Source organism: Actinomadura verrucosospora (assembly GCF_039540335.1).
Taxonomy (GTDB): Bacteria; Actinomycetota; Actinomycetes; order Streptosporangiales; family Streptosporangiaceae; genus Spirillospora; species Spirillospora verrucosospora.
The window spans coordinates 55,183-76,352 of record NZ_BAABEV010000042.1 but is presented as its reverse complement, the minus strand read 5'-3'; the positions used below and the strand labels follow the sequence as shown (position 1 = coordinate 76,352).

Genomic DNA, 21,170 nt, shown 5'->3' with positions numbered 1-21,170 from the left:
TGCGCGAGCCGCCCGGCGGTCGGCGCCCGCCGCGCCGGCACGGCGCCGGCGACCACCTCGTGCCCGTCGGGGAGGCGCCCGCCGGAGCGGACACCGCCGAGGTGCGCGGCCTGGCCCGCGCGGCGATGTCGCTGGACGTCCCCGCCATGACCGACGCGGTCCGGACCGCGATCGCGCGGGACGGGGTCGTGCGGGCCTGGGACGGGCTGATGGCCCCGGTCCTGGTCGGCATCGGCCGCAAGCACGCGGCGGGCGGCGGCTGCGTCGAGGTGGAGCACCTGCTGTCCACGGTGGTGCTCGGCGGCCTCGCGGAGGTGCCGCCGCCCGCGCGGCCGGTGAACGTCCGGCCCGTCCTGCTCGCCTGCGCGCCGGAGGAGCAGCACAGCCTGCCCCTGTACGCGCTGACCGCCGCGCTGGCGCAGGGCGGCGTCGCGGCGAGCCTGCTGGGGGCGCGGGTTCCCGCGAGCGCCCTCGCCGCCGCGATCCGGCGCACGGGGCCGGGCGCCGTCCTCGTCTGGTCGCAGATCGCCGAGACCGGCGACCCGGACTGGCTGGCCGATCTTCCGGGCACCCGTCCCGCGGTGCGGCTCCTGGTCGGCGGGCCGGGCTGGAGGCGGGACCGGCTGCCGGACGCCGCCCGCCTCGTGACAAGCCTTTCCCAAGCCGTCACCGAGATTTTGGACGGTCCCGCGGCGCCCTGACAGGCCGCGAAAGCCGCGTCCCCGCATCGCCCTTCGCCGTGTCGGGCTCGACGCCGCCCACGGAATCGACTATGAACAAGTTTTGAAACGATTCCCTCGGGAAAGGCCCAGCTCATGAACCTGGGAGAGCGGCTCGCGCGCGGGGACGAGACCGCGCTGGCCGAGTGCTACACCTCGCTCGGCCCGCTCGTCCGCCGCCACGTCGTCCGGCTCGTGCCCCGGCACGCCGTGGACGACGTCGTCCAGCTGGTCTTTCTGGAGGTCTGGCGGTCGCGCCGCCGCTTCGACACCGCGCGCGCCCTGGAGCCCTGGGTCCTCGCCATCGCCCGCAGGCGCGCCATCGACCAGCTCCGCGCCGAGGCCCGCCACTACCGCCGGACGCTCCCCCTGGAGGACCACGCGGAGCTGCCGGCCGCGCGGACGCCCGACGCCTCGCCGTCCGTGGAGACCGCCTGCGACGTCCGGGACGCCCTCGCGGTCCTGCCGCTGCCGCAGCGGCAGGCGATCGTGATGGCCCACTTCGGGCAGCTGACGCAGACGGAGATCGCCGACCGGCTGGCCGTCCCGCTGGGCACCGTCAAGGCGCGCACGGCCCGCGGCCTGCGCCGGATGCGAGAGCTCCTGTGACCGCCGCCGGCCCGTACCCGCGCCCCCGCCTCGCGGTGTCGAGCTGCCTGATGGGCGCCCCGGTCCGCTACAACGGCGGCCACAGCCGCGACCGGTTCCTCACCGACGTCCTGGACCCGCACGTCGACTGGGTCCCGGTCTGCCCGGAGATGGAGATCGGCCTCGGCGCGCCGCGTCCCACGCTGCGGCTTCTCACCGACGGGCACCTCGTCGCCAAGGACGGCTCCGCCGACCACACCGCGGCGATGACCGCGCTCGCCGAGACCCGCGTCCCCCAGCTGGAGGTCCTGGACGGCTACGTGCTGAAGTCGCGCTCGCCCTCCTGCGGGCTGTTCCGCCTGCCGCGCTACTCCTCCGGCAAGCCCGGTGAGCGCACCGACGACCAGCCCGTCGACCGCCAGGGCCGCGGGGTGTTCGCCGACCTCGTCCGCGAGGCGCTCCCGGACCTGCCCGCCGAGGAGGACGGCCGGCTGCGCGACCCCGTCCTGCGCGAGCACTTCATCGAGCGGATCTTCGCGCACGCCCGGCTCCGCGAGCTCTTCGGCGCCGACTGGCGGCCCCGCGACCTCGTCGCCTTCCACAGCCGCCACAAGCTCCAGATCCTCGCCCACGACCCGTCCGCCTACCAGGCGCTCGGACGGATCGTCGCCCAGGCGGGGACCCGTTCGCGCGACGAGCTGGAGGCCGAGTACCGGCACGCGTTCAGCGCGGCGTTCGCCGTCCGTCCCAAGCGCGGCCGCCACATGAACGCGCTCCAGCACGTCTTCGGGATGCTCAGCGACCACCTCGACGACACCCGCCGCCACGACCTCCTGGCCGCCATCGACACCTACCGCCGGGGACAGGCGCCCCTCAGCGTCCCCATCGCCCTCCTGCGCCACCACGCCATGGGCGAGGGCCTCGACTACCTGACCCAGCAGACCTACCTGGACCCCTATCCCGCCGACCTGGTCCTGCGCCACTACCTGTGAGGCGGCCCCACGCCGAACGGGCCGAGGCGAGAGCAAGGCTCACCATCGGCCCGTTCGGCAGGCGTTGTCCGTCGCGCAGGCGCCACCCGCTCAGAGGGCGGCGGGCTCCAGGACGCGGTCGGCGGCTTCCGGCGCTTCCGGCGCCTCGGGCGCCTTCACCCGCTTGGGCAGCAGGAACGCGACCCCCACCATCGCCAGGGACAGTGCGGCGCTGATGACGAACGCCAGCCGCATCCCGTCGAGCTGGGCGAGCGCGGCGGCGACCCCGTCGGCCATCCGGCTCTCGGCGCGCCCCGCCATCACGGTCACCACCAGTGCCGTGCCGAAGGCCGCGGAGACCTGCTGGAGGGTGCCCAGCATCGAGCTGCCGTGCGAGTAGAGCGGGGCGGGAAGCGCCCCGAGGCCGAGGGTGAACACCGGCGTGAACGCCGCCGCCAGCGACACCATGAGCAGCGAGTGCAGGCCGAGCACCTGCCAGTACGGCATCGTCGCCGAGATCTGGGTGAACCCGCCCAGGGCGAGCACGATGCCCACCGCCCCGGGGATGATCAGAACCCGCCCGCCGAAGCGGTCGAAGAGCCGGCCCACCGCCGGGCCGAGCAGCCCCATCGCCAGCCCGCCGGGCATCATCAGCAGGCCCGTCTCCAGCGGCGTGAGGCCGCGCAGGTTCTGCAGGTAGATCGGCAGCAGGATCATCGACCCCATCATCGCCATGAAGCCCAGGGCCATCAGCAGCAGCGAGAGGGCGTAGACGGGGTGCCGCAGGACGCGCAGGTCCAGCAGGGGGACGTCGCGGCGCTGCAACCGGAGCTGGCGGAAGGCGAACACCGCGATCGCGACCGCCCCGAACGCGACGATCGACGCGGGGACCAGCGCGCCGCCCTGCCCGAACCTGCTCAGCCCGTACACCAGGGAGCCGAACCCGAGGGCGGCGGCCGCGACGCTGAACCAGTCGATGGTGCCGGCCTGCGGCTCCCCGACGTTCTCCAGCCGCGCCAGGCCGCGCCAGGCGATCAGCGCCGCGACCGGCAGCACCGCCGCGAACAGCAGCCGCCACGAGCCGAGCTGCAGGATCAGGCCCGACACCGCCGGGCCCATCGCCGGCGCGACCGAGATCGCCATGGTCACGTTGCCCATCACGCGGCCGCGGTCCTCCTCGGGCACCACGGTCATCAGCGTCGTCATCAGCAGCGGCATCATCACCGCCGTGCCGGTCGCCTGGACGACCCGCGCGAGCAGCAGCACCTCGAACACCGGGGCGACCGAGGCCAGCGCCGTCCCGGCGAGGAAGACGCCCATCGCGGTGGCGTAGGCGCGGCGGGTGGTGACCCGCTGCAGGAACCACCCCGTCACCGGGATCACCGCGGCCATGGTCAGCATGAAGGCGGTCGAGAGCCACTGCGCCGCCTGCTCGGTGACGTCCATGTCCGCCATCAGCCGCGGGATCGCGTTGATCATGACCGTCTCGTTGAGGATCACCACGAAGGTGGCCAGCACCAGCAGCCGGATCACGGCGGGCGTCCGGGAACGGCCGGGCGCGGTCTCCGGCAGCCCGCCGCTTGCGTGCTCTCGCATCGTCGTCATGCCGGGGTAGACCCGCGCCGCCCGGAGAACTCATCGCTCGACTCGATAATTCTTTCGACCGGTCGAGGGCGACTGCCCGCGACCTGCGAGAACGACGGAACCGGATGATCGCGTACGGCGTCGGACCGGTACGCGGGAACGCCCCTCCGGCCCGCGGACGGGCGCACCTCCCGCGAGAGGGGAACACGGTGCCCAGCTATCTGCAGACTCTTCCGCTCCACACGATCACCGAGGTGTACGGCGAGGCCGGACTCCGCGACCGGTTCTCCCGCGAGATCCTGCGGTTCCGGGAACCCGACTGGCGGCGGCTGAGCACGGCGCTCGCGCTGGCCGGCGACCTGCACCGGCAGGACCGCCGCGTCCGCGAGCCCGTGGTCAACCACCTGCTCCGGGTGACGCTGCGCATCATGTGCCATTACGAGACGGACGACGCGGACCTCCTCGTCGCCGCGCTCATGCACGACTCCGTCGAGGACCACCCCGCCGACCTGGCGGGAGACGGCCACGCCGACCCGGCGGAGGCCGCGCTCGGCGTCCTGTCCGCCGAGTTCGGTCCGCGCGTCGCCGAACTCGTCGGCGCCGTGACCAACCCCGTCTACGACCGGGGCGGGGACGTCCACGCCCAGTACCGGGCCCACGTCGTCGAGAGCCTGGAACGCCACCCGGCCGCCCGCATCATCAAGGTCTCCGACTTCACCGACAACGGCGTCGGCCTGATCCACACCACCGGCCCCAAGCTCCGCAAGCTGGCCCGCAAGTACCGCCCGCTGGTCCCGGAGCTCAAGGACCTGATCAACCGCCCCGACACCCCGCTCAAGGAGCGGATCAAACAGCACATCACCGGCCAGCTCGACCGCGCCGACGAGCGCTTCGCGGCCATCCTGCAGGGGCACGCCGTCGCCGCCCGGGCGTCCTGACCGCCTCCCGCCACACCGAGCACCCCGGTCACCGCGACCGGCCCGCCCTTGCCGGGCGGGCCGGGGTGGGGTCAGCCGGTGGTGCCGGTCCAGGTGGACGGGATGTGGGCCAGGCGGACGCGCTGCGGGTGGTCGCCGACGGGGACCGAGGTGATCTTCTGGCCGGTGCCGAAGTCGATGGCGGTGACCTGGTCGGCGCCGCTCTCGGAGATGACGCAGGCGCGGCCGTCGCCGCTGACGGTGGCCCAGTACGGCTTGGACGCGGTGACGAGGGGGCCTTCCTGGAGGGTGGAGCGGTTGACGACGGTGGCGTAGTCGTCCATGGTCCCGGCGACGCAGAGCCTGCTCCCGTCGGGGCTCATCGACAGGCCGTGGTGGCGGGAGTCGTTGACGAAGGTGGTGCGGTCGTCGCCGGTGGCCGGGTTCTTCGGCAGGGTCTTCACGCGCGTGATCTTGTCGGTGGCCATGTCGTACTCCACGAGGCCGTTGAAGAACGAGACCTGGAAGTACAGCTTCGACTCGTCGGGGGACAGCACCGCGGGCCGGATCGCGTTCGAGAGGTCCTTGCGGCCGAAGGCGTCCAGGCGCGAGCGCATGTCGATGGTCTTGACGACCTTGTAGGTGGAGGCGTCGGCGACGGTGATGTGCCGGTCGCCCTTGGTCCAGTCCTGGGACGGGTCGTCGAGGTCGGTCTCGACGTTCCCGATGGACATGTTGAGGATGTACCGGCCGTCCCTGGTGAAGATGTTCTCGTGGGGCTTGTCGCCGGTGGCGAACGAGCCGAGCTGCTTGCCGGTGGTGATGTCCAGGACGTGGACGACCTTGCCGAGCGAGGCCGACACCGCGACCTTGGTGCCGTCGGGGGAGACCGACATGTGGTCGGCGCGGTAGCCGGAGACGGCGAAGCGCCACCGGACCTTCCCGGTGGTCAGGTCGATGGAGACGACGTCGCCGAAGCTGGGCCGCGAGGCGACCAGGGCGGAGCCGTCGGGGGTGGAGTACAGGTCGTCGACGAGCTGGTCGTGGCCCTCGCCTGCGGTGGCCCGGATGCCCAGGAACACAGCCAGGTTGATCGGGTTGAGGTAGATCGCGGTGAGGCGCTGGCTCTTGTCGGGGACGACGTTCACCCGGCCGATCCTGGCGAAGTCGCCGCTGGACTTGATGACGTCGGCGGTGCCCTCCCAGTTGTTGCCGACGAACATCACCTCGCGCAGGGGGGCGGCGGCGTGCGCGGCGGTCGCGCCGGCGGCGGCGGGGGCGAGGGCGCTGGCGGCCAGGACGGCCGCGGCGGCGATGCTCCGCAGGCGACGGTGCGGTCTGGGGCGGGCGGGGGTGGTCGCAGCGTGCATGCTTGCTCTCCCGGGGGGGTGGGGGTAGCCCAGAGGGGCGGGGGTGCGGAACTCTTCCGCGTGCCTTGCGGGCCGCTGAGGAATCCGCCCAAATCCGAACATCACCGTATTCAGATTTTGGTTACTGGATAGTAGGCAGGGGTGGTGGGCGCCGCAAGACCCGATGGCGGGGGATTTTCGGCCACCTGGTGGGCGCCCGCGCTACGCGGGGACGATCAGCCCGTAGTGCCCGTCGTAGCGGTGGTAGAGGACGTTGCCCCGCCCGGTCTCGGCGTCGCGGAAGAACACCCAGCGCCGGCCGGTCGCCTCCAGATGCTCGATCGCCCCCTCGGCGGTCAGCGTGGGCGCGGGGCGCGGGCTGATCGTCAGCGGGATGGCGCGGGGCGCGCCCGTCCGCTCGCGCGGCGTCGCCTGCGCCAGCCGGTAGCCGTGGTCGGCGGGGTAGATCACGCTGTCCTCGCCGGTCTCGATGTCGGTGAACAGCAGGAACCCGTAGTCGAGCACCTCCATGTCGAAGGCCGCCTCGTCGGGCGTCTCGGCGGTCAGCGTGAACGACTTGTGCCGGATCACCTCCCGCTCCTCCGGGGGGCGCGGGTAGTAGTCCGGACGGTGCGTCGGCTCGGCGCCGTGGCGCCACTCGTGCGGGCCCGTCGCAGGGCTCGTGGGGTAGGCGCCGCGGCGGGCCTCCCAGTGCCGGGAGATCCGGTCGAGCCGGTTCAGCAGCCGGTCGCGGAGCCGGTCGACGGCCTCGGTCATGCTCGGCGCCGCCACCTGCGCCCGGACCAGCCGCCCGTTGAGGTCCAGGTTGGCCTGGGCCGTCGCCGGACGCGGCCCCGCCGGTTCCGGCGACATGATCAGCTTCACGCGCGCGAACAGCACCGGCTCCGGCGCGTGCCGGAACACGGCGCTCACCTTGGAGCGCGCGTAGTCGGCGGCGCCCTCCGGCACCTTCCCCCGGCGTTCCACGGTCACCTCGGGAGCGGTCGTCGCCCCGTCCATGGCGTCCCCCCGTCGTTCTAGCGCTTCGCCCACTCGGCCGGCTGGTGCTCGATGGTGGAGTCCGAGGACGGGAAGAACGTGCTCTCGTGGCCGTCGTCCCACCGCACCAGGTAGGGCGGCTCCCCGTCCCGCCCGTGCACTTCGAGGATCTCGGCCCTGCGGGCCGCCTCGCCCACGTGGTGTCCGTGAACGATCAACCGGTCGCCTTCGCTGGCTCGCATCGTGTCCCCCTCACGTCGCGTCGATTCCATCGTGCGAGGGGGCCTCGGGACGCCACCAGGGCCAAAGGTCCATATTCCTGCAGGTCGGCCGGTATGTGGTGAGTTGGGCTATCCGGTCGAGGGAGGGGAAGAACCGGGACGAGCGGCCGACGACGGGAGGGCGATGTCCGACGGGAGGGCGATGTCCGACAGGAGCACGATGCCGACCCGGATCGTGGCGGGGACGGCCCATCCGGGCCTCGCCGCCGCCGTCGCGGCCGTGCTGGGCCTCCGGCCGGCGCCCTGCGACGTGGAGAGGTTCCCGGACGGCGAGCTGCGGCCGGTCGTGCACGGCGTCCAGGGCGGGGACGTCTACGTGGTGCAGCCCACCGGCCCCGCCGTCGACGACCATCTGGTCGAGCTGCTGCTTCTCGTGGACGCGTGCCGCCGGGCCGGCGCCGGGGCGGTCACCGCGGTCGTCCCGTACTTCGGGTACGCCCGGCAGGACCGCCGGGGCCGGGCGGGGCAGGCGGTGGGCGCCAGGGTGGCGCTCGGCGCGCTGGCCTCGGCCGGGGCGGACCGGCTCGTCGTGGTGGAGCCGCACACCGTCGCCCTGGAGGCCATGAGCCCGGTTCCGGTGGAGATGCTGACGGCCGTCCCGCTCCTGGCGGACGGGCTGGCGGAGCTGACGCCGGACGAGGCCGTGCTCGTGGCGCCCGACCTCGGCGCGGTCAAGCCGGCCGAGCACTACGCGCGGCTGCTGGGGCGTCCGGTCGCCGTGGTGCGCAAGACGCGGCTGAGCGGCGAGAGCGTCCACGCGGAGGAACTGGTCGGCGACGTGGAGGGCCGGCCCGCGGTCATCGTGGACGACATGATCAGCACCGGCGGGACGATCGAGGCGGCCGTGCGCGTCCTGCTGGCGCACGGCGCCGCGCCCGACATCGCCGTGGCCGCGGCGCACGGGCCGCTCGTGGAGGCCGCGTGGGACCGGCTCGGCCGGCTCCCGATCCGGTGCCTGCTGGTCACCGACACGCTCCCGGCGGGCGGGGCGCGGGCGGCGCCGCTCCGGGTGCGGTCCGTGGGCCCCCTGATCGCCGACGCCGTCGCCCGCCTGCACCACGGGCGGTCCCTGGAGGCCCTGCTGATGCGCGGGTGAGGCGCCGGGTCCCTCGCCGGGGGCCGCACAGACGCCGGGCGGGCCGGGCCCCGCAGGACCCGGCCCGCCCGCGGACCCTAGTGACCCGGCCCGAGCGGGATCCCCGGGATCAGGTTGGACGGTGTGGTGTCGCGCAGCTCCACCAGGAGGCCGTAGGTGAGCCCCAACGACTGCGTGATGTCGTTCTCCTCCACGGCCGTCGGCGAGTACACCGCCGTGATGTACCGGACCTGGTGTTCCTGCCTCAGCCACGAGCGCGCCGGCTGGTCCACGGTGCGCATGTCGAGGTAGTACTTGGGGAAGGGCACGCGGTTCAGCACCTGCTCGGCGTTGATCGGCGGCGGCGGGCCCACGGTGAACCTCCGGATGAAACCGGTGGTCTCGTCGAGCGCCGTGAACGTCCCCTTGTAGAAGCTGCCGCCGATGGCGAGGTAGCGGGAGCCGAGGATCCGGCGCAGCCAGGTTCCCTGCCGCTTGAACGTGTGCGGCGGGAACTCACCCAGGTACCCGACATGGGCGTTGTGGGCGGAGAGCAGGGTCTTGCTCTTCATGTGGCGGTACCACCACACGGTGTTCAGCGCCATGGCCTCGTCGCGCGGTCCCGAAAAGTCCTCGGCGGCGTGCGTCTTGGCGATCCAGAACGCGACGTTCGCCTGCTGCTCGGCCCATTCCGCGGCCTCCCGGGGCGCGCCCCGGCGCAGGCTCTCGACCAGCCGCAGGGCCTGCGCCGCCTGGCGCTGCACCCTCAGGCGCTCCCGCCTGGGCTTGGCGTCGTACCGCCGCTCCCAGGTGTTGAGGTCGGTGGTCGGGATCAGCCCGTCGTAGAGGGCCCTGAGCTTCGGGATGAGATCGGGGCGGCCGCGCTCGCGCACGTACCGGAAGATCTCCTGGAAGATCACGATGTTCGTGAAGTAGACGTCGTCGCCCATGAACCGCACGGGCCGCTTCGGGTGCTCGGTGTTGTAGTGCCGCATCCACCTGATGAGCCGCAGGTAGTCCTCGTTGGCGAACAGGCGGTAGTTCTGCTGGAACTCCTGCCGCATGATCGCGGCCGGATCGCCCTTGCCGCGCAGGACGTACTCGTTGAGCCGGAGCCCGGTGCCCCAGTTCAGCTCCAGCATGAACGTCGTGAATCCCTTTTCCTTGACCAGGTATTCGAAGACGCGTTGCTTGAGGCTGAAGAACTCGTGCGTTCCGTGGGTGGCCTCGCCCAGCCCCACCACGGGGGTGTCGCCGATCATCCGGCCGAGCGCGTGCAGGTCGCGCGTGTCGTCGGTCGGCTCGGTGGTCAGCAGGGGATGCGCGCCCCGGTCGAGCGCCCGCACCACCGCCCGCTCGTTCCCGGGGACGGACGGCCGGGCGGACGCGGGCGACGGCGTGAGCGAGCCCACGCCGAGCGCCAGCGCGGCGACGAATGCCGGGAGTTTACCGGCGCGGAGAATTAACATATCTGCCGACCTCGCAAAAGGTGGAACGATGCGGGCCCCACGATGTGCGGCCTGAGGTGATCTTTCCATTCGTGATCTCTGGTCACCGCCCGGAAAAGGTAAACCTTGCATCGAGGTCGGTCGAATGGCGTTTATCCGGCCCATATCCCTAATCTGCGGGCCTTCCGCCGACGCCGGGTCCGGAGGGGAATCCGCGGTCACTCCGCGCACGGCAGGTCACCATGTCATCACTTAGAGTGACAACATGATGACTCTAAGGACATGCACGCGTGCCGGGAGCATCGCCTCCGCCGCCCTGGCCCTCACGGTCGCGGTGAGCGCCGCCGGCAACGCGGCGGCGGTCCAGCCGACGGGCGAGACCGGTGGCGGCGGGTCAGGTAGGGCCCTCCAGGCCGTTCTGGACGAGGCCGTGCGGGAGGGGGCCCCGGGCGCGCTCGCGCAGTCGCGCACGCCGCACCGGATCCTGAACCTCTCCAGCGGGGTGGCCGACCTCACGACCCGGCGCCCGCCGCGGGCGTACATGAAGTTCCGGGTCGGCAGCATCACCAAGATCTTCGTGGCGACCGTGGTGCTGCAGCTCGTCGTCGAACGGCGGCTGCGCCTGAGCGACACCGTCGACCAGGTGATCCCCGGCGTCGTCGAGGGCAACGGCTACCAGGGCGACAAGATCACTGTGCGGATGCTGCTCGACCACACGAGCGGCATCGCCGACTACACCGACAACCCCCGCATCGAGGAGATCGCGGTCACCGACCCGCGGCACGACTTCACCCTGCGCGAACTGGCGGAGGCGGGGCTGGACCTCCCGCCCGACTTCCCGCCCGGGACCTCCTGGCACTACTCCGACACCAACTACGTGCTGCTCGGCATGATCATCCAGCGCGTCACCCGGCGGACGTACGTCCGCGAGATCAACAGGCGGATCATCCGGCCGCTGCACCTGCGCAGCACCTACTTCCCGGGCACGAACCCGCGGATCCGCGGCCCGCACCTGCACGGGTACACGCCCGTGGCGGACGATCCGGCGGAGCTGAGGGACACCACCGAGGTCAACACCACCTTCGCGCGCGCCACGGGCGACATGATCTCCACGGTGGGCGACCTCGACCGGTTCGACTCCGCCCTGCTCGGCGGACGGCTCCTGCCCGGACGGCTCCTGCGGGCGATGCTGCGCCCCGTCCCCGGGTCGCAGCCCTACCCCGGCAGCGACATGTTCCGCTACGGACTCGGGGCGGTCATCGCCACGCCGCCGTGCGGTGTGAAGGTGTACGGCAACGGCGGCACCCTGGACGGCTGGGAGACCTGGACGGGCAGCACGCGAGGCGGCCGGCACTCGATGTCGTTCGTCTTCACCACCGACGGCGTCAACCAGGTCCGGCTCACCGAGCAGGCGGTGACCGCCGAATACTGCTCCGCTAGGGCTCACGCCGCGCCGTAGCCGCCGCCGCCGGGCGTCTCGATGACGAAGACGTCCCCGGCGCCGACGGGCAGCGAGTCGCGGCCCCTCATCGGCGCCACGGAGCCGTCGGCGCGCTGGACCCACTGCCGGCCCAGCGCGCCAGGCCCGCCGCCGGCCATCCCGTACGGCGGGACCCGCCGGTGGCTGCACAGCGTGGTGACCGTCATCGGTTCGAGGAAGCGGATGCGCCGCCGTCCGCCGTCGCCGCCGTGCCACCGCCCCGCGCCGCCGCTCCCGCGCCGGATCTCGAAGCCCTCCAGCAGGACGGGGTAGCGCCACTCCAGCACCTCGGGGTCGGTGAGCCGGGAGTTGGTCATGTGGGTCTGGACGACGTCGGCGCCGTCGAAGCCGTCGCCGGCGCCGGACCCGCCGGCCACCGTCTCGTAGTACTGGTGGCGCTCGTTGCCGAAGGTGACGTTGTTCATCGTGCCGGAGCCCTCGGCCATCACCCCCAGCGCGGCGTACAGGGCGCCGGTCACGGCCTGGGAGGTCTCGACGTTGCCCGCCGCCACGGCCGCCGGATACCGCGGCGCGAGCATCGAGCCCGGCGGGATCGTGACGCGCAGCGGCGTGAGGCACCCCGCGTTCAGCGGGATGTCCTCGGCCACCAGCGTGCGGAACACGTACAGCACCGCGGCCATCGCCACCGACGAGGGCGCGTTGGCGTTCCCCGCCGACTGGGGCGAGGTGCCGGTGAAGTCGATCTCCGCCGTCCGGGCGCCGCGGTCGACCCGGACCGCGACCTCGATCATCGCGCCGTCGTCCAGCTCGTAGGCGCACGAGCCGTCCCGCAGCGCGGTGATCACCTGCCGGACCGCCTCCTCCGCGTTGTCCTGGACGTGGCGCATGTAGGCGTGCACGACGTCCAGGCCGAAGTGGCGGACCATGTCGCGCAGCTCGCCGACGCCCTTCTCGTTGGCGGCGATCTGGGCGCGCAGGTCGGCGAGGTTGTCGAGCGGGTTGCGGGACGGGTGGGGCGCCGAGGTCAGCAGCCCGACCGTCGCGTCCTCCCGCAGCCGGCCGCCCTCGACCAGCAGCCAGTTGTCGATCAGGACGCCCTCCTCCTCCACCCGCGTGCTGAAGGCCGGCATCGATCCCGGCGTGATGCCGCCGATCTCGGCGTGGTGGCCCCGGGACGCGACGAAGAAGGAGATCTCGGCGGCCTCGTCCGCGGCCGCCCCGGACTCGACGTCCCCGAGGAAGACCGGCGTGACGACGGTGACGTCCGGCAGGTGGGTGCCGCCGTGGTAGGGGTCGTTGAGCACGTAGACCTCGCCCGGACGCATGCCCCCGGCGGCGCGGCGGCGCTCGACGAGCTCCCTGATGGACGCCCCCATCGAGCCGAGGTGGACGGGGATGTGCGGCGCGTTGGCGATGAGCCCCCCGCCCGCGTCGAAGACCGCGCAGGAGAAGTCCAGCCGCTCCTTGATGTTGACCGAGTGCGCGGTGGCGCGCAGCCGGACGCCCATCTGCTCCGCGATCGACATGAACAGGCTGTTGAAGATCTCCAGCATGACGGGGTCGGCCCCGGTGCCGACGGCGCGCCCGCCGGGCCGGGCCGCCACCCGGTCCAGGAGCAGGTGCCCGAGGTCGTTCACCGCGGCCCGCCACCCCGGGTCGACGACCGTCGTGGCGTTGGCCTCCACGATGATCGCCGGGCCCCGGACCGCGTCGCCGGGCCGCAGCCGCTCCCGCCGGTACAGGTCGACGTCGCGCCATGCGCCGTCGACGTGCATCGGGACGCGCTCCGCCTCGGCCGGACCTTCGCCGGCCCCGGCGACCGGCGTCTCGGCCGCCCGGTCGCCGTCGCTCACCGCCTCGACCGACACCGCCTCCACGACGATCGGCTTGTCGCGCATGAGGAAGGAGAAGCGGCGCCGGTAGACCTCCTCGAACTCGGCGACCATCGCCTCCACCGTCCCGGCCCGCACCGGCAGGGCGGTGTCGGTGCCCGCGTAGCGCAGGTGGGCGCGGTGGGCCACGTGCCCGGCGTCCGTCCCCTCGCCCCGCAGCTCATCGCGCGCGTCGCGCTCCAGGCTCCCGAGGATCGCGTCCAGCTCGGGCAGCAGGTCCTCGCCCAGCGGCTCCTCCACCGCGTGCTCCCGCATGGCCGTGACGTCGGCCAGGCCCATCCCGTACGCCGACAGCACCCCCGCCAGCGGATGGACGAGCACCCGGCGCATGCCGAGGGCGTCGGCGACCGCGCAGGCGTGCTGGCCGCCCGCCCCGCCGAAGGTGGCCAGCACGTACCCGGTGACGTCGTAGCCGCGCTGGACGGAGATCTTCTTGATGGCGTTGGCCATGTTCGCGACCGCGATGCGCAGGAACCCGGCGGCGACGTCCTCGGGCGGGCGGCCGTCGCCGATCCCGCCGGCCAGGGCGGCGAAGCGGTCCCGCACGACCGCGGCGTCGAGGGGCCGGTCGCCGTCCGGGCCGAAGACGCGCGGGAAGTGCTCGGGCCGGATCCGTCCCAGCATCACGTTGGCGTCGGTGACGGTGAGCGGGCCGCCGCGCCGGTAGCAGGCGGGCCCGGGGTCGGCGCCTGCGGAGTCGGGGCCCACCCGGTACCGGCCGCCGTCGAAGCGCAGCACCGAGCCGCCGCCGGCCGCGACCGTGTGGATGCTCAGCATCGGCGCCCGTATCCGCACCCCCGCCACCTGCGTCTCGTACCGGCGCTCGAACTCGCCCGCGTAGTGCGAGACGTCGGTGGACGTGCCGCCCATGTCGAAGCCGATGACGCGGTGGAAGCCCGCCGCGGCCGACGTGCGCGCCATGCCGACGATGCCGCCCGCCGGACCCGACAGGATCGAGTCCTTGCCGCGGAACGCGTGCGCCTCCGTGAGCCCGCCGCTGGACCGCATGAACATGATCGGTGCGCCCTCCAGCTCCGCGGACACCTGGTCCACGTACCGGCGCAGGATGGGGGAGAGGTAGGCGTCGACGACGGTGGTGTCGCCGCGCGAGACCAGCTTCATCAGCGGGCTCGTCGCGTGCGACTCCGAGACCTGGGGGAAGCCGATCCGGCGCGCGATCAGCCCGATGGCGATCTCGTGGAGGGGCTGCCGGTAGGCGTGCATCGACACGATCGCCACCGAACGGAACCCGTCGTCGTAGGCGGCGCGCAGCTCGCGCTCGACCGCGGCCTCGTCCAGCGGCACCAGGACCCGCCCGTGCGCGTCGATCCGCTCCCTCGCCTCGATGACCCGGGCGTAGAGGAGCTCGGGCAGCACGATCTCCCGGGCGAAGATGCGCGGCCGGTTCTGGTAGGCGATCCGCAGCGCGTCGCGGAAGCCCTCGGTGATGACCAGGACGGTCGGCTCGCCCGTCCGTTCGAGCAGGGCGTTCGTCGCCACCGTCGTGCCGAGCCGCACGCCCGCGATCAGCTCCGCCGGGACGCGCGCGCCGGGCGCGACCCCGAGGAGGTGCCTGATCCCGGCGACGGCGGCGTCCTGGTAGCGGTCCCTGTCCTCGGAGAGGAGCTTGTGGGTGACGAGCGCGCCGTCCGGCCGCCGGGCGACCACGTCGGTGAACGTGCCGCCGCGATCGATCCAGAACTCCCAGCGCGCCGCCATCGCGACCTCCGAAACCGCTTCTACCTGGGCGTTTCCGTTCGGTGAGGATGGAAACACCCTCGCGGTAGAGGAGGGAGACGGCCGATGGAGGACCACAACCGGATGCGCTCCATCCTGATCGGCTACGACGGGTCGCCCGCCGCGGAGCACGCGCTCCGGTGGGCGGCGGGAGAGGCCCGGCTCCGCGGCCTCGCCCTCACCGTCTGCCACGTGTGGCACTGGCCCTACCCGATGCGTCCGGCGGACGAGGAGACCCTGGAGGTCGTCCGGAGCGAGGGCGCGATCGTGGCCGACGAGGGCGTGCGCAAGGCCCGCGCCCTCGCCGGCGACCTGGAGGTCCGCTGGTGCCTGGAGCAGGGGTCGGCCGCGGGCGCGCTGCTGAGGGCGTCCCGCGGCGCCGTCATCGTCGTGGTCGGCTCGCGCGGCCACGGCGGGTTCCAGGGGCTCCCGGTGGGCTCCACCGCGGTCCAGGTGGCGGCCCAGGCGTCCTGCCCGGTCGTCGTCGTGCGTTCGCCCGCGCGGCTGGACGGCGGACGGATCGTGGCAGGCGTGGACGGTTCGCCGGCCGGCGACGCTGCGCTCGGCTTCGCCGTCGAGGAGGCCGCGCTGCACCACGACCCGGTGACGGCGGTCTGCTCCTGGTGGGACCCGGCCACCCTGCCCGGACCCGACCGGGTGCCCTTCATCGATCCGCAGGCCATCAGGCACGAGGCGATCGCGCGCTTCGAGCGGGCCGTCGCGCCGTGGCGGGCCGGGCATCCCGAGGTGCTGATCGAGACCAGGTTCGTCCTGGACTCCCCGCGGCGGGCCCTGGTCAGCGCCACCCACGGCGCCGCCATGCTGGTCGTCGGCGTCCGGGGGATCGGCTCGCCGCCCCCGATGCTCCTGGGACCGGTGCCCCAGGTCGCGCTCCACGAGGCCCGCTGCCCGGTGGCGGTGGTGCCCGCACCCGAACCCGGGAGGTGACGATGCTGGACTTCGACGACCGCGCCGACGCCGGACGGCGCCTGGCCGAGCGGCTGGACGATCTGCGCGACTCGGACGCCGTCGTGCTGGGGCTGCCGCGCGGCGGGGTGCCCGTCGCGTTCGAGGTCGCGCGGGGGCTGCGCGCGCCGCTGGACGTGATCGTCGTCCGCAAGCTGGGCGTGCCGTTCCAGCCCGAGCTGGCCATGGGCGCCATCGGCGAGGGCGGCGTTCTGATCGTCAACGACGAGATCGTCCGTCTCACGGGCCTCGGCGAGGCCGACCTGGCCGACGCGCGACGGCGCGAGCAGGCCGAACTGGACGTCCGCGTCGAACGCTTCCGCCGCGGCCGCCCCCGTGCCGAGGTGAGCGGCCGCACGGCCGTCGTCGTGGACGACGGCGTCGCCACCGGCGCCACCGCGCGCGCCGCCTGCCAGGTCGCCCGCGCCCAGGGCGCCCGCCGCGTGGTCCTGGCGGTCCCCGTCGGCTCGCCCGACACTCTCGCCGGTCTGCGCCGGGTCGCCGACGACGTGGTGTGCCTCCTGGAGCCGGACCTCTTCCACGCCGTCGGCCAGTGGTACCGCGAGTTCGGCCAGACGTCCGACGGCGAGGTGGTCGAGCTCCTGGAACGCGCCGCGACACCGCCGCCCAACGCCCGGAACGACTCCGACCCGGCCGGAAACGCCGAGCCTCCCGGAACCGCGAACCCCTCCGGCGCCTCCCACCCCGGCGGAGCCACCAACCCCGGGGCAGCCTCGGAGCTCGGTTGGGTCAGCCCGTACGGAGCGGGCGGCTCAGGCGGGGCCGCCGACGCTGGCGGGGCCGTCCATCCGGGCGGGGCGACCAACCCCGGCGGCGGCGCCGAGCCCGGTGGAGGCACCGGCTCGTCCCGGGCATCCGATCCTGATGCGGACGATCCGCCGGCCGTCGACGAGGAGGTGTGGATCGACGGCGGGTTCGTGGAGCTCACCGGGCATCTCACCGTCCCCGAGGGGGCCGGGGGCGTCGTGGCGTTCGCGCACGGCAGCGGGAGCAGCAGGCACAGTCCGCGGAACCGGCTGGTCGCCTCCGGGCTCAACCGGGCGGGCCTCGGCACGCTGCTGTTCGATCTGCTGACCGGCGGGGAGGAACTCGACCGCGGCAACGTCTTCGACATCGGCATGCTCGCCGCCCGGCTCGTCGCCGCCACCGGCTGGCTCCGCGACCGGCCGGAGACCGCCGGCGCCCGCGTCGGCTACTTCGGCGCGAGCACCGGCGCGGCGGCGGCGCTGTGGGCCGCCGCCGAGCCCGGCGCCGACGTCTTCGCCGTCGTCTCCCGCGGCGGGCGCCCGGACCTGGCCGAACGCCGCCTCCGCGACGTCCGCGCCCCCACGCTGCTGATCGTGGGCGGTGAGGACCGGCAGGTGCTCGGCCTCAACCAGCGGGCCCAGCGGCGCATGCGCTGCCAGAACCGGCTGACGGTCGTGCCGGGCGCCACCCACCTGTTCGAGGAGCCGGGCGCCCTCCAGGCAGTGACCGCGCACGCCACGGACTGGTTCCTCGCCTCCCTGCGCTGACCGGCCTCACATGACCGCCCGGGGCGCCGACGCGCGGGCCCCGGAACGTGCCGCGGCGCGCTCCTCGGGCTCGCCGCCCGGCTGGAACAGCCTGCGGAGTTCCTCGGGCAGCTTCCACAGCGCCTGCTCGACGCCTCCCGGCGCCATCTTGGAGGACACGACCTCGGTGACGACCGCCGCCGTCTTGGGCACGTCGTCGCGTCCGATGCGCGCCTGCTCGGCGTAGTGGACGATGACCTCGCGCAGGTCGTACTTGCGGGGCACGTGGCCTGGGCTCCACCCGTCGTAGTACACCCCGCGCAGCAGTTCCGGCAGCTGGGCGGCCAGATGCGCCGCCGACTCGACCGTCAGCCGGTCGCGCAGCGTGTGCATCCAGGCGCGGAGCGCCCGGTAGGCGAACCGGCGGTCCTCGGTACCGAACGCTTCGGCCACATCGGCGATCCACCGGTTGGTGGTGTCGATGCTCCGATCCAGCCCCTGTATCCCTGTGAACGTCATCGCAACGGCTCCAGAGCGGTCTCGGCGAACACGGACCATTCCAGCGTGCCGCCGCCCGAGCGCGCCGCGGCAGGGACGAAGGTCCCCAGGTGGGACGTGTTTCCGCAGGTCCGGCGGCTACGAGGGCGGGCGGTGCGCCCGCAGGAAGGCGATCAGCTCGGCCGCGGGCCAGGTGTTGACGACCTCGCCCGCGGTGAGCCAGCCGCGCTGCGCCGTGCCGATGCCGTAGCGCAGGTGCGCCAGGTGGGGGACGGCGTGGGCGTCGGTGTCGACGGCGAACCTGACGCCGTGGCGGCGGGCGCGGCGGACGTGCTCGGCGGGCAGGTCGAGCCGGTCGGGAGACGAGTCGATCTCCAGGACGGTGCCGGTGCGCGCGCACGCGGCGAACACCTCGTCCCAGTCGGCCTCGACCGGCGGGCGCCGGCCGATCTGCCGGGCGGTGGGATGGCCGATGACGTCGACGAAGGGGTTCTCGCAGGCGCGCACCAGCCGCCGCGTCATCCGCTCGCTCGGCTGGTCGAAGTGGGAGTGAACCGAGGCGACGCACACGTCGAACCCGGCGAGGAAGCCGGCGGGCCAGTCCACGCCGCCGTCGGGGTCGATGTTGAGCTCGGTGCCGTGCAGCACCCGCATGCCGCCGCACCGGCCGTCCAGCGCGCGGACCTCCTCGCGCTGCGCCAGCGTCTTCTCGTCGGTCATCCGCTGCATGGCCAGGCCCGGCGCGTGGTCGGTGACGGCGTAGTAGGAGTACCCGCGCGCCGCCGCGGCGGCGACCATGTCCGGCAGGCCGGCCAGCCCGTCGGACAGGTCGGTGTGGGTGTGCAGGTCTCCGCGGACGTCGGTCTCGGCGACCAGGTCGGGCAGCTCCCCGCGCAGCGCCGCCTCGATCTCCCCGCCGTCCTCGCGCAGCGGCGGCGGGATCCACGGCAGGCCGAGCCTGGCGTACACCTCCTCCTCCGCCGCTGACACGATCTTGGCTCCGCTCTCGACGTCGAACAGCCCGTACTCCGACAGCTTGAGCCCGGCGTGGACGGCGATCTCCCGGGTGCGGATGTTGTGCGCCCGGGACCCGGTGAAGTACTGCAGGGCCGCGCCCCAGTCCTCGGGCGGCACCACCCGCAGGTCCACCTGGAGGCCGGAGCCGGTCCTGATGGAGGTCTTGGTGTCCCCGGCCGCGATGACCTGCTCGACCAGCGGCAGCCCCGTGAAGGACCGCATCAGCTCCGCCGGGCGGTCGGACGTGGCGAGCACGTCGATGTCCCCGACCGTGTCCTTCATGCGCCGCAGGGACCCGGCGAACGCGCAGCTCTCGCAGCCGGCGACCGCCGCCAGGCCGGCGACGATGGTCTCGGCCAGCTCCATCGCCGTCCCGAGCGGCACCCGCTGCCCCGCCTTGTCCAGGATCTCGATCCCGTGCCGCAGGTTCTCCTCGGTCCTGGCTCCGAAGCCGGCCAGGCCGTGCAGGCGCCCGGTGTCGAGGGCCCGTGCCAGCGCCTCCACCGAGTCGATGCCGCGCTCGTGGTAGAGGACCATCGCCTTCTTCGGGCCGAGCGTCGGTACCAGCGTCAGCTGCCGGACGCCCGCCGGGATCCGCGCCCGCAGCTCCTCCAGCTCGTGGATGCTCCCGGTGGACAGGTACTCCTCGATCTTCGTCGCGATCGATCTCCCCACGTTCGGGATGCCCCGCAGGCCCGCGTCGTCCAGGCGCGCGAGGTCCGCGGGGTCGCCTGCCACCGACCGGGCCGCCTTCTGGTAGACGCGCACCTTGAACGCCTCCCCGCCGGTGATCGCCAGCAGGTCGGCGTACTCGTCCAGGAGGGCTCCCACCTCGTCGTTGACGCGCATGGCACATCCGTCCCCTCACCCTGGCCGCGGAGCCTGGGAGGTCCCGGCAGTTCAGGCATAGCGGCACAGGGCGCCGATGCCCTGCGCGGGAAGGTCCGGCGCCCCGGGTTCGAGGACGCGCACCTCGGCTCCGGTGAGCACCGCGGCGCGGACGGCGACGTCCACCAGCCGGCCGTGCTCCACCGGCCCCCCGCCCGACTCGGCGAAGGTCGCCCGCCGGTCGGACACCTGCGTCGGCGCGGGGCCGAACCAGGCCGTCCGCCGGTCGGCGGGGTCGTCGGCGACCAGCAGCGTGCCGACCCGGCCGCGGGCCAGCGCCCGCAGGGTGGCGGCCGCGCCCTCCACCGCGAGGCCGGACGGGCCCCGCGCCTCGTCCAGCCGTTCGAGCAGCCCGCGGGTCTCGTCGTCCGCCCACCGGGTCACGTGGTCCCGGACCTGCGTCTGGCGGCGCCGCCGCGCGCCGTCCCGGTTCCGCCCTCCGGAGACGTGGCCGACGGACACCTCATGGCGGACGCCCTCGGGAAGGTGCTTGGTGAGGTACTGCACGGCGCGCACGTCGCCGCCGACGAGCAGCACGTGGGCGCCGGTCTCGGCGAGGTCGTCCGCGAGCGCGTGCGCCACCCTGGTCGCGTTGTGCTCCCAGGAGTCCTCGGCGCGGTGCTGGTGGCGCGACTGGGACCAGCCGCCCGGCGCGTTGCGCACGATCTCGTCGTCGGGGCCGTCGATCGTCCTCGTGGTCGCGGTCCTCGTCCCGCCCCGGCACGTCTCGATGTCGGCGCCCTTGCGGTCGACGAGGGTGAGCACGTACGGCGGACGCTCCTGGAGCCACGCCAGCAGCGGCAGGAGCCGCGGCACGGGCCCGCGGACGGCGAGATCGGGCTGCCGCGCGTCCGCCATCTCGACCACGACGGGCTCCGGGTCGCCGTCGGAGGCGAACGCGGCGAGCGTTCCGGACCCCGGCTCCACCCTCGCGACCAGCCGGCCCAGCGCCTCCACGACGGCGCCGTCGGCCCCCTGCGCGCGGAGCCGTCTGGCCAGGCGTTCCCAGCGCAGCGCGGCGTCCTCCTCCCCGGGAGGCGCGGTCAGGTTGAAGTAGACCGAGGTCACCGGCCCTTCGGAGCAGAGCCGACGCAGGGTCTCGCTGGCGATTGTCTCGTCCGGCTTCATGTAGACAGCCTGTACAGCGGGCCTGCGTCCGATTAGGGACGAAAGTCCGCAGGTCGCCGGACCTTCGTGAGTCCGCCCGTAACGGACGGCGTCGCGCGCCGCCTTCGTCCGCGACGGGCCGTGCACCACACTGAGCGGGAGTCCGGGCGTCCAGGGGG

The 21,170-nt window shown here is 73.6% G+C and carries 17 protein-coding genes; 8 read left to right on the top strand and 9 right to left on the bottom strand.

Annotated features, from left to right (window positions below):
* From ABD944_RS33235 to ABD944_RS33225, 3 genes are all read left to right on the top strand, one after another.
* Nucleotides 1-701, top strand: a 701-nt coding sequence (locus ABD944_RS33235) for a B12-binding domain-containing protein (protein ID WP_345183525.1), incomplete at its 5' end; no start/stop codon positions are given.
* A 114-nt stretch (nt 702-815) separates the two neighbouring features.
* Nucleotides 816-1,328 carry an RNA polymerase sigma factor gene (locus tag ABD944_RS33230; RefSeq protein ID WP_345183522.1) on the top strand — a complete coding sequence of 171 codons (513 nt, stop codon included), beginning with the start codon at nt 816-818 and terminating at the stop codon, nt 1,326-1,328.
* Complete coding sequence (locus ABD944_RS33225; protein ID WP_345183520.1) at nt 1,325-2,299, top strand: YbgA family protein; 975 nt, start codon at nt 1,325-1,327, stop codon at nt 2,297-2,299. The genes ABD944_RS33230 and ABD944_RS33225 overlap by 4 nt, the downstream gene beginning before the upstream one ends.
* Nucleotides 2,300-2,389: 90 nt before the next feature.
* Here ABD944_RS33225 and ABD944_RS33220 read toward each other — a convergent pair whose 3' ends face one another.
* The gene (locus ABD944_RS33220; protein ID WP_345183518.1) at nt 2,390-3,874 is read right to left on the bottom strand and encodes an MDR family MFS transporter; all 1,485 of its coding nucleotides are present in this window, start codon (nt 3,872-3,874) and stop codon (nt 2,390-2,392) included.
* 197 nt (nt 3,875-4,071) lie between these two features.
* Between ABD944_RS33220 and ABD944_RS33215 the strand changes: the two genes are divergently transcribed.
* Nucleotides 4,072-4,800 carry an HD domain-containing protein gene (locus tag ABD944_RS33215; protein WP_345183516.1) on the top strand — a complete coding sequence of 243 codons (729 nt, stop codon included), beginning with the start codon at nt 4,072-4,074 and terminating at the stop codon, nt 4,798-4,800.
* A gap of 71 nt (nt 4,801-4,871) precedes the next feature.
* Here ABD944_RS33215 and ABD944_RS33210 read toward each other — a convergent pair whose 3' ends face one another.
* From ABD944_RS33210 to ABD944_RS33200, 3 genes are all read right to left on the bottom strand, one after another.
* Entirely contained in the window at nt 4,872-6,149 is a 1,278-nt protein-coding gene (locus ABD944_RS33210; protein WP_345183513.1) for a YncE family protein, read from the bottom strand.
* Nucleotides 6,150-6,350: 201 nt separating this feature from the next.
* A complete protein-coding gene (locus ABD944_RS33205) occupies nt 6,351-7,148 on the bottom strand; it encodes a sigma 54 modulation/S30EA ribosomal C-terminal domain-containing protein (RefSeq protein WP_345183510.1) in 798 nt (265 codons plus the stop codon).
* Between the two features lie 17 nt (nt 7,149-7,165).
* Nucleotides 7,166-7,369, bottom strand: a complete 204-nt coding sequence (locus ABD944_RS33200) for a DUF1918 domain-containing protein (protein ID WP_179845602.1) — start codon at nt 7,367-7,369, stop codon at nt 7,166-7,168.
* A 181-nt stretch (nt 7,370-7,550) separates the two neighbouring features.
* Between ABD944_RS33200 and ABD944_RS33195 the strand changes: the two genes are divergently transcribed.
* Nucleotides 7,551-8,504: a ribose-phosphate diphosphokinase gene (locus ABD944_RS33195; protein ID WP_345183507.1), complete on the top strand. Its 954-nt coding sequence runs from the start codon at nt 7,551-7,553 to the stop codon at nt 8,502-8,504.
* A 77-nt stretch (nt 8,505-8,581) separates the two neighbouring features.
* On the opposite strand, the gene ABD944_RS33190 is transcribed toward ABD944_RS33195, so the two are convergent.
* Nucleotides 8,582-9,952, bottom strand: a complete 1,371-nt coding sequence (locus ABD944_RS33190; RefSeq protein WP_345183505.1) for an erythromycin esterase family protein — start codon at nt 9,950-9,952, stop codon at nt 8,582-8,584.
* A 244-nt stretch (nt 9,953-10,196) separates the two neighbouring features.
* Here ABD944_RS33190 and ABD944_RS33185 point away from each other — a divergent pair, with 244 nt between their 5' ends.
* The gene (locus ABD944_RS33185) at nt 10,197-11,390 is read left to right on the top strand and encodes a serine hydrolase domain-containing protein (RefSeq protein ID WP_345183502.1); all 1,194 of its coding nucleotides are present in this window, start codon (nt 10,197-10,199) and stop codon (nt 11,388-11,390) included.
* Here ABD944_RS33185 and ABD944_RS33180 read toward each other — a convergent pair.
* Nucleotides 11,375-14,983 (bottom strand): hydantoinase B/oxoprolinase family protein, encoded by a 3,609-nt coding sequence (locus ABD944_RS33180; protein ID WP_345183499.1) that lies wholly within the window; start codon nt 14,981-14,983, stop codon nt 11,375-11,377. The genes ABD944_RS33185 and ABD944_RS33180 overlap by 16 nt on opposite strands.
* 84 nt (nt 14,984-15,067) lie before the next feature.
* Between ABD944_RS33180 and ABD944_RS33175 the strand changes: the two genes are divergently transcribed.
* The gene (locus ABD944_RS33175; RefSeq protein WP_345183497.1) at nt 15,068-15,949 is read left to right on the top strand and encodes a universal stress protein; all 882 of its coding nucleotides are present in this window, start codon (nt 15,068-15,070) and stop codon (nt 15,947-15,949) included.
* Between the two features lie 2 nt (nt 15,950-15,951).
* Nucleotides 15,952-17,502 (top strand): phosphoribosyltransferase family protein, encoded by a 1,551-nt coding sequence (locus ABD944_RS33170; protein WP_345183495.1) that lies wholly within the window; start codon nt 15,952-15,954, stop codon nt 17,500-17,502.
* A gap of 6 nt (nt 17,503-17,508) precedes the next feature.
* Here ABD944_RS33170 and ABD944_RS33165 read toward each other — a convergent pair whose 3' ends face one another.
* From ABD944_RS33165 to ABD944_RS33155, 3 genes are all read right to left on the bottom strand, one after another.
* The gene (locus ABD944_RS33165) at nt 17,509-18,000 is read right to left on the bottom strand and encodes a DUF2267 domain-containing protein (protein ID WP_345183493.1); all 492 of its coding nucleotides are present in this window, start codon (nt 17,998-18,000) and stop codon (nt 17,509-17,511) included.
* 117 nt (nt 18,001-18,117) lie between these two features.
* The gene (polX, locus tag ABD944_RS33160; protein ID WP_345183491.1) at nt 18,118-19,845 is read right to left on the bottom strand and encodes a DNA polymerase/3'-5' exonuclease PolX; all 1,728 of its coding nucleotides are present in this window, start codon (nt 19,843-19,845) and stop codon (nt 18,118-18,120) included.
* A 51-nt stretch (nt 19,846-19,896) separates the two neighbouring features.
* Nucleotides 19,897-21,012, bottom strand: coding sequence for a baeRF2 domain-containing protein (locus tag ABD944_RS33155; RefSeq protein ID WP_345183489.1), 1,116 nt, complete (start codon nt 21,010-21,012; stop codon nt 19,897-19,899).
* Nucleotides 21,013-21,170: the final 158 nt, after the last annotated feature.

What these genes read in the sequence shown, in the direction of transcription:
- ABD944_RS33230 (WP_345183522.1), top strand. Translation starts at nt 816, where the DNA reads ATGAACCTGGGAGAGCGGCTCGCGCGCGGGGACGAGACCGCGCTGGCC.
- ABD944_RS33220 (WP_345183518.1), bottom strand. Translation starts at nt 3,874, where the DNA reads ATGCGAGAGCACGCAAGCGGCGGGCTGCCGGAGACCGCGCCCGGCCGT.
- ABD944_RS33210 (WP_345183513.1), bottom strand. Translation starts at nt 6,149, where the DNA reads ATGCACGCTGCGACCACCCCCGCCCGCCCCAGACCGCACCGTCGCCTG.
- ABD944_RS33205 (WP_345183510.1), bottom strand. Translation starts at nt 7,148, where the DNA reads ATGGACGGGGCGACGACCGCTCCCGAGGTGACCGTGGAACGCCGGGGG.
- ABD944_RS33200 (WP_179845602.1), bottom strand. Translation starts at nt 7,369, where the DNA reads ATGCGAGCCAGCGAAGGCGACCGGTTGATCGTTCACGGACACCACGTG.
- ABD944_RS33195 (WP_345183507.1), top strand. Translation starts at nt 7,551, where the DNA reads ATGTCCGACAGGAGCACGATGCCGACCCGGATCGTGGCGGGGACGGCC.
- ABD944_RS33190 (WP_345183505.1), bottom strand. Translation starts at nt 9,952, where the DNA reads ATGTTAATTCTCCGCGCCGGTAAACTCCCGGCATTCGTCGCCGCGCTG.
- ABD944_RS33185 (WP_345183502.1), top strand. Translation starts at nt 10,197, where the DNA reads ATGATGACTCTAAGGACATGCACGCGTGCCGGGAGCATCGCCTCCGCC.
- ABD944_RS33180 (WP_345183499.1), bottom strand. Translation starts at nt 14,983, where the DNA reads ATGGCGGCGCGCTGGGAGTTCTGGATCGATCGCGGCGGCACGTTCACC.
- ABD944_RS33175 (WP_345183497.1), top strand. Translation starts at nt 15,068, where the DNA reads ATGGAGGACCACAACCGGATGCGCTCCATCCTGATCGGCTACGACGGG.
- ABD944_RS33170 (WP_345183495.1), top strand. Translation starts at nt 15,952, where the DNA reads ATGCTGGACTTCGACGACCGCGCCGACGCCGGACGGCGCCTGGCCGAG.
- ABD944_RS33165 (WP_345183493.1), bottom strand. Translation starts at nt 18,000, where the DNA reads ATGACGTTCACAGGGATACAGGGGCTGGATCGGAGCATCGACACCACC.
- polX (WP_345183491.1), bottom strand. Translation starts at nt 19,845, where the DNA reads ATGCGCGTCAACGACGAGGTGGGAGCCCTCCTGGACGAGTACGCCGAC.
- ABD944_RS33155 (WP_345183489.1), bottom strand. Translation starts at nt 21,012, where the DNA reads ATGAAGCCGGACGAGACAATCGCCAGCGAGACCCTGCGTCGGCTCTGC.